The organism is Stenotrophomonas sp. GW821-FHT09E08 (assembly GCF_059416125.1).
The window spans coordinates 1-6,998 of record NZ_JBWKOO010000029.1; the positions used below are offsets into that span (position 1 = coordinate 1).

At 55.8% G+C, this 6,998-nt stretch carries 6 protein-coding genes and 1 pseudogene; 4 read left to right on the top strand and 3 right to left on the bottom strand.

All coding sequences use genetic code 11. The annotated features are described in order from the left end of the window. The first annotated feature begins 79 nt into the window (after positions 1–79). The 3 genes from AC07M7_RS20975 to AC07M7_RS20985 all read left to right on the top strand — a co-directional run bounded on the left by AC07M7_RS20975 (position 80) and on the right by AC07M7_RS20985 (position 3,862). Positions 80–472 carry a hypothetical protein gene (locus AC07M7_RS20975; protein ID WP_495208207.1) on the top strand — a complete coding sequence of 131 codons (393 nt, stop codon included), beginning with the start codon at positions 80–82 and terminating at the stop codon, positions 470–472. 908 nt (positions 473–1,380) lie between these two features. Next, the gene (locus AC07M7_RS20980; protein WP_495208208.1) at positions 1,381–2,493 is read left to right on the top strand and encodes an alpha/beta hydrolase; all 1,113 of its coding nucleotides are present in this window, start codon (positions 1,381–1,383) and stop codon (positions 2,491–2,493) included. Continuing rightward, the gene (locus AC07M7_RS20985) at positions 2,432–3,862 is read left to right on the top strand and encodes a phospholipase D-like domain-containing protein (protein ID WP_495208209.1); all 1,431 of its coding nucleotides are present in this window, start codon (positions 2,432–2,434) and stop codon (positions 3,860–3,862) included. Before AC07M7_RS20980 ends, AC07M7_RS20985 begins: the two co-directional genes overlap by 62 nt. 302 nt (positions 3,863–4,164) lie before the next feature. On the opposite strand, the gene AC07M7_RS20990 is transcribed toward AC07M7_RS20985, so the two are convergent. Further along, positions 4,165–4,575: a hypothetical protein gene (locus tag AC07M7_RS20990; RefSeq protein WP_495208210.1), complete on the bottom strand. Its 411-nt coding sequence runs from the start codon at positions 4,573–4,575 to the stop codon at positions 4,165–4,167. Between the two features lie 431 nt (positions 4,576–5,006). On the opposite strand from AC07M7_RS20990, the pseudogene AC07M7_RS20995 reads away from it, so the two are divergent. Further along, positions 5,007–5,321 (top strand): annotated as a pseudogene (locus AC07M7_RS20995) (transposase); the annotation flags it as partial. A 372-nt stretch (positions 5,322–5,693) separates the two neighbouring features. Here the strand turns inward: AC07M7_RS20995 and AC07M7_RS21000 are convergent. Both AC07M7_RS21000 and AC07M7_RS21005 read right to left on the bottom strand, forming a co-directional pair. Next, complete coding sequence (locus AC07M7_RS21000; protein WP_495208211.1) at positions 5,694–5,999, bottom strand: hypothetical protein; 306 nt, start codon at positions 5,997–5,999, stop codon at positions 5,694–5,696. Beyond that, positions 5,999–6,998, bottom strand: a 1,000-nt coding sequence (locus tag AC07M7_RS21005) for an RHS repeat-associated core domain-containing protein (protein WP_495208212.1), incomplete at its 5' end; no start/stop codon positions are given. The genes AC07M7_RS21000 and AC07M7_RS21005, both read right to left, overlap by 1 nt.

Sequence of the window (6,998 nt, forward strand, 5' to 3'; positions counted from 1 at the left end):
TACGCTTTGACATGAACACTCCTCATGGCCTGAATCGGCCTTCTTGTAAGTGTCCGTGAAAACGGGGGTGAACCCGTTGATGGCTGTAGTCGCCACGCGTCTGAGCGGCGTTGCTCTGGAGGTATTCGAGTTCTTCATCCGCCACATCTTTCCGATCGCCGCTGACAACAAAATCGCCCTGGACCCGAACTTCCAGGTACTCAGGGCACAAGCCCACAGGTTGGGACAGGTTGTCTTGCAATTGGAAGACGCGGACTGGAGCGGGAATCGGCCCGGAGGACCAACCTGTGAACTACGCAAGGTACTCTCGGTCAACTACGGCTTCGATCTACTGTTTGGCTTGAGCCCCAGAATGAAGCTGATCGTGACCCGTGACCAGGCCAGTGAAGACACTCGGCGCGGGGTTGCCTCCAACAACGTCGGCTGGGAATGGGGGCGTCGGTACTCCATGCAGGTAGACGACAGCGCATGATCCCCGACGAGGCGGCTGGTTGCATGGCAACTGCGCAGGTTGATGCGAATTTAGTGCGGTCACGTCGTTAATGGCTCCGGCATACCCGGTCTATCACCTATTCAGCTTTCAGTCAACACTCCATATCCTTAGCTTGTGCAAGCGTGTCGCACACATATGTTAGCGTTGAGACGTTCGACTGCTGGCCCGGATGGTGGAAGAGATTTGTTGACGAACGGATGATGGCGCAACGCCCCTATTGATCCTCCAATTCATGCCGTGCTATGACAAGCACATCAAAGCGTGGAGGAATTTCTTGAACAAGCGCGATCATCATCTCCAACGCCAACGCAGCTTGGTCATGCCGAACACGCCCCTAATTAGCAGTTGCGCGACAGCAGGGCAGGCTTGGACGCCGAACATGTCCGCAACCTCGATGCGCTCTGCGCACGACCAACCGCCAGGCTCGTGGTGCTAGCCAAGGACAATTATCTGGAACGAGTGGGCCATGTGGCCTTGGATAACGCCGCAACAAGTAAACTCGAAAGATACAACGGGGCTTGTAGTTGAGCGCAAACCAAGCATCTGATCGGGCTGGATACGTACCCGGCAGAGGCGCCGGCAATTCCTGCCTGCCAAATCGATACGATCATCGACTTCTACAATCTGCCAAGCACGTACCCGTAATCGGCAGGTAACGCGATGAATCCGTCGGGGCCTGCACATCATGAACCACCGAAATATCACCGTGCTCCCGGGGGAGCTACCGACCTATACAGGCGAACAAAAGAATCTTTCTCTCCCGTCCCTTCTATATATTGAATCCTCGACCAGTACCATTGCTCGCCCGAGCGTCACCAGGGACGTGATAACGGCCCAGCAAGTTCGTCTGAAACGTCCTTGCAATATGCCTTATCCCACTTTGTGAATTGTATTCCCTGGCCATCCCAGGGAATGTAGCAGGCTTTCATGAAGAGAAGTTCAAAGATAATATGCGTCAAGGTAGAATGCTCTCGGTCTATCTTCTATGGCTTGCATTTCCAACTTGGGCATCTGAGCCGGACATCGAAATTCCCGCCACTGCGCGTACCGCCTGCGACATGCCATTTCAGCGCCTGGTCGAAAAGAAGATCGAGCAGGGAGTTCCATCCAAGCACCTCCCTCGGCTGGACTTCCCAGAGCATGGGCCATCGGGTGTCACAGTGATCCTTGTCCACGGCCTATTCGAATCGCCCTACTTCTTGCGAGGCGCTGGGGAACGATTGCGTGCGCAGGGTTACAACACGCTATCGATTCTTCTGTCGGGCCAATGGGGGAAAGACACTGTTAGCGCGCGCGAAGTCACTTTCTTTCAGTGGCTGGACGAATTGGATCGGGCCATGTTGATAGCGTCATGCTTGGGGCCGCGCGTCGTTTTCGCTGGACACTCCTTGGGGGCCACCGTCGCGCTCGCGGGCGCACTGAAGTATCCAGACTATACTGCGGGCCTACTGCTTTGGGCGCCGGCCTTAAAACTCAAGCTGCTGCCGACTGTCGGTGGCGCTATTGGGGTAATGACTGGACTTAGTGGCAATGTATTTCTCGGAAGGCGCCCCGACCTTGACGAAACCCCTTACTACTCCGGCAATCAGGCCAACGAAGCAAGGCGCCTGGCAAAATTCATCTTTGCGCGTCACGCGAAAAATTCACGAATGGGAGAGGAAGACCATTCAGGAGGCGCAATATACGAAGAAATAACGGCACCAACTTTTTTGGTTGTACCCATGAAGGACCCGGCTGTGCGGCCAGAGGCCGCATTTAGTATGTATGACGGCTTAGCTGGAGAGAAAATGATGATTGTGTACCCGCAGAACTCGGACGTTTGGCACGCAAACGTGGCGAAATCCGAGCTTGATGCCTATAAGGTCTCTCCGAAAGACTTCAATAAGAACTTCGATGAAATGATGAACCAGATCGAGGGATTTTTTAATCAGAAAATCGATGTCTCCGGTCACCGGAACAATCCTCTGCGAGAACTCGATGAACCCTTGCCGGTCCGCTGAAATCAAACGCTGGAGCATCAAGGCAGGCGCACTGCTTAGCCTTTGCTTCGCAGCACCGCCGGTCGGCGCCGCCGACCCTTCGATAAGCTCCTTCAAGCCGACTGCGACATGCAGCGAAGAAATTCGTCGCGTAAATGGCGACAGGCGGGATTTGTGGACGTACATGGTTGACAAGGTCGAGCCGCCGCAGCAAATCCAGTTGATTGCCTACATCTTCGATACGGATGAGACTGGGCTGCGTCTGTTGAGACATCTTATCGACGCATCGGTTCGCGGCGTGAAGGTTCAGCTTTTGATAGATGGCGTTGGGCCGGGAGTGTCTATGCCTATCAATGGAGACCTCGTAGCGGCCATAAGGCAAATGGCTCCCGGCCTCGAGATCCGAGCTTTCAATCCAAAATCCAGGATTTTACGGATACGAAAGCGCGCTCACGACAAACTTTTCCTGGCAGGCGATTCCGCAATTGTAGGCAGCAGCTCGATATGGGACGCCAGCGCTAAAGGCTGGCTGATCGAAGAGGACGTGGCGCTTCGCGAGCTCACCCCTGGACACAGTGATGTTTTCGCACGAATGCGGTCGCATTTCCAACTGTTTTGGCAATCACCCTATAGCGTGGAGATTCAGCCAGGGAAAGCGCGACAGCAGCGAGCTGGTACGCAAGCGATCTTGCGCAAGCTGCAGGCTGTGCCGTTGCAGACGACAAATGGACTTGATGCCGCGGCGGTGCCCGTGAGCGCCGGCGACGCCTTCTGTCCCAGCTTGCGCTACTACCACGATCAGCCAGATAAAAGCAGGGATGATGGAACTCTGGGCGGTGTGCTTCAACTGATCGACGAGGCGCGTCGGGAGATCGTCATCGTTAACCCCTACATCCTTCTGGTTCCAGAAGTCCGTGGCGTGCTGAAGCGCAAGATTCGAGCCGGGGTTAGGGTGGTGATACTGACGGCCTCGATCGTCAATCTGTCTAACGAATTTCCGCCATTAGCAAAAGCGTATGCCAATGACCTCCCCGCGCTGGCTCGAGACGGATTCGAGGTGCGCGAGTACCTAGATCCCGTCGAGGGAAGGATGCTGCATGCGAAGATCATGCGAGTAGACAATCACTCGTACTTCGTCGGCAGCTTCAACTTCGACCCCCTGTCGGCGCGGCACAATACCGAGAATGGAATACGCGTTGACTATCCAGCCTCGCGAAAATCCAGGCTAGCGGATGAACTTGATCGAGAAATCTCGGCGCTCCTTGAGGGGGCAACCTTGGTAGCCGATGGTCATGGGCGCTTGGTCGTTGACGATCCCCAGCGCTGCACCCAGATCAACTGTAAGAACCCCCTTCGGTGGTTGGGGCCGCTGATCCGTGGTTCGCTGTGAGTAGTCTCCTCACTACTCAATCGTGATGCGCTGGTCAGGCAGGTTTTGGACCACGGAGCCGTGCGTCATCCCGGCATGTCATCGACCCTCGGTGCGCGCACGACTTGGAGGCAAGTTCAGCGATCCTGGTTAAATAGTCGATGCCGAATGATGTGGAAGGCCGTGTCATCAATCAACGCACGGACCGGACCGCTCTTGAGCAACGGACCATATCCCACAGGGCATCCGACGAGCAGGTATGAAGAGGTCGAAATGCAGCGGAGCACCGCATCCCTCGGGAATTGCAGCGCCCCGCCGCCGCACTACTTCTTGCTCTTACCTACAGTCGGGGCGAAGGCCTTCGTGTAAGTCTCGCAGACGTTTTTGACTGATGTTTTCCCAGCCTCCGCCAGCGCTTCGATGGTGACAACCGGAATCAGCGACTTCCTATCCTTCGCGGAGAAGTGGAACACCACACCACGCTCACCGACGCTACGGGCGTGAGCACCAGCTTCGGCAAGATGTCCCTCAACTTTCATCGCCGCCATCTCACCAGCGGCGGATGTTACCCCAGCATCCGCGAAGCCCTGCCCTGCGCAGTACTGCAATGCGCCGATCATGTTCTGTGTGCTGAGGTATGCCATGGCATCTGGAACCGGCGTGTTGGCAAGGGCGGTGCCACTTCCACTCAACGCGACGACAGACAGCGCGATTACTTTCAATGAGATTCGCATGAACACAGATCCTTACTTCGTTAGAAAAACGCCGTCCCATCGGAACAGCACAGACTCGTCGGCTTCCACAAAAGTAGATAGCTGACCTGGCGATGATCTGGGGTGGAATGTGAATATGCCCAGTACAGCCCGCGAAGGCTACTGGCATATAGGACTCGGCCGATCAACCACACGATTTATTTACATACAATAAAAGTTCACATTAATCCCGCGGCGAAGAAAGCCTCACGCACTACCGACGCCGGAGCCCAGAGAAGGCATCCGTTAAACACCTTCCGCCTGGCACGTAGAGGCCGAGTGCCGTTCCGCAGTTTCGCCGTGAGCGGCGCGCTGGCCCACCCAGCGGCAGTGACCCACCCCCTGAAAATCGGGCCAACGTAAAGTAGAGACGTCGTCCGGCATGGCCCCCGTGGATCACGAGGAATCCTGCGATGAAGAAGTGCCGTTTCACTGAGGAGCAGATTGCCTATGCGCTCAAGCAGGTCGACGCGGGGACGGCGGTCAAGGAGGTGCGCCGCAAGATGGGCATCGCGGAGACGACGTTCTACGTGTGGCCCAAGAAGTACGGCGAGCTGGGGCCTTCCGAGCTCAAGCGGCTGCGACTGCTGGAGGAGGAAAACCCCAAGCCCAAGCAGTCGGTGGCCGACCTGAGCCTTGACAAGGCGATGCTGCAGGAGGTGGTCAGAAAAAAGGCTCTGAGGCCTGCCCAAAAGTGCGCCTGGGTGGGGCGGCTACAGAAGCGATTTGGCAACAGTGAGCCGCTTAAATCCAGCATCTAAAGGTCTTTGCGGACGTCTCTGGACTTCATTGGACGTCAATGTGTCGTGAAGCAACCGAATAATAGTAATACACCATTGATTTTATTGCAATAAAATCTACATTCATCCAATTTTGACTCACCAATCGACTCACTTGGAGCACGGGTACTTCCAGGGCGCCATTCCGATCGATCTCCATCGTGCGGATCAAGTAGCGCCACTGACTTAGCAGGAATTTCTGAACTCGCCAGAAGTTGACCCATCACCGCGCGCCAACTGAAGGACCAGCGTGACCTTCAGTTACATTCGGCAGAGATCTTCCGCCATTCATCAGCAATCAGTCGCTTGAGTCGTCGGAGCCTAAGGGGTGCCCAGCACTTCCTCCAGGATGTTCTGGACATCGAGAATGAACCGCTCGAACGAGGCTATCTCCCCTCCTTTTTCCTCAACGCGTGGAAGCTGCCACCCGAGAAAGATTGGCATGTACCAAAGCAACGAAACCAAGCGTCGAGGAAGGTCCTGAGATTCATCTACATCTATCTCTCGCAGCAGTCCCAAGACATGGTGGGCTCGCGTGGCGTCAAAAACTCCATTGCGAACTTGATCAAAGAACCCTTCAATGTCCCACTCCACTTCCAACTCTTCGATAAATTTTCCAGCGTCCATTACTTAACTCTCATGATTGCTTCTGGGGGGATGAAATCCCGAATCAAGACCTCTTGGTCACGTCGAGCCCAATTCGACATGCGGCCGCCTTGGGGGATTCCTCCAGACACATCAAGTACCTCTGAACCAACCTTGTTGAGATCCACGCGCACGACACCATGCTGCCCGTACTTTTCAAGTGCCGTGTTGATGTCTTTCGTTGTCGAAATCCACTGCGTACTACGTTTCCCCGCGACATGGCTGACAACGCTGTTGCCAGCACCGGGAGCACGGGCTGAGAGTCCGGCTGCAATCGCCTCTCCTTTGGCAAGCCCCCTGTAGACAAATTTTCCTTCCTTTGCGGCAATTTTTCCAATGCTTGCTGCAGACCCTGACACTGGCACGATGCCGGCTACCGACAAGGCCGCATTTCCGTATTCAGCACGGCTCAGCTGCAATGCTGCGCCGAACAACTCGCGCAACGGGGCCATACCAGCAATATCCAGCCCGGTCTGGATGCCATCAATCAGGGAGGCATTCAAGCCAGCATAGTTGAGACGCGGTTGGTCTGGGGGAAGAGCCTTGACTGGAGGCAGGGTCGGCACCTGTCGGCCTGCAATGGGCTCACCGCTTAAGCCAAACGGATCGTAGCGGTTGACCGGATCGTTGTCGGCATAGGCGTAGAGGTTCATGCCGCCAGCAAAGCCGGCCGGATCAGGCTGGATGAAACGGCCTAGATTGGGGGAGTAGGCACGCGCTCCCATGTGATAGAGCTCTGGGCCGATAAGCCAGATGTGGCCTGCATATCCAAAGCGGCCGTGGACCGCATCAGGACGGCCCCAGATGTCATAGCGGGTGCTGTTGACCAACTGCCCCGTTGCATTGGCACCGGCCACGATGGAGCCACGTTCATCCGCGTACAGCCATGTCTGCACCCCCATGTCATAGACATGCAAGGGCTCGTTGACATTCGGCCCGTACACCGTCCGTCGAACGGTGCTGCCGTTGTTTACATCCATC

Excerpts from the sequence above, each read along its gene's own strand:
- AC07M7_RS20975 (WP_495208207.1), top strand. The coding sequence starts at position 80 with ATGGCTGTAGTCGCCACGCGTCTGAGCGGCGTTGCTCTGGAGGTATTC.
- AC07M7_RS20985 (WP_495208209.1), top strand. The coding sequence starts at position 2,432 with ATGTCTCCGGTCACCGGAACAATCCTCTGCGAGAACTCGATGAACCCT.
- AC07M7_RS20990 (WP_495208210.1), bottom strand. The coding sequence starts at position 4,575 with ATGCGAATCTCATTGAAAGTAATCGCGCTGTCTGTCGTCGCGTTGAGT.
- AC07M7_RS21000 (WP_495208211.1), bottom strand. The coding sequence starts at position 5,999 with ATGGACGCTGGAAAATTTATCGAAGAGTTGGAAGTGGAGTGGGACATT.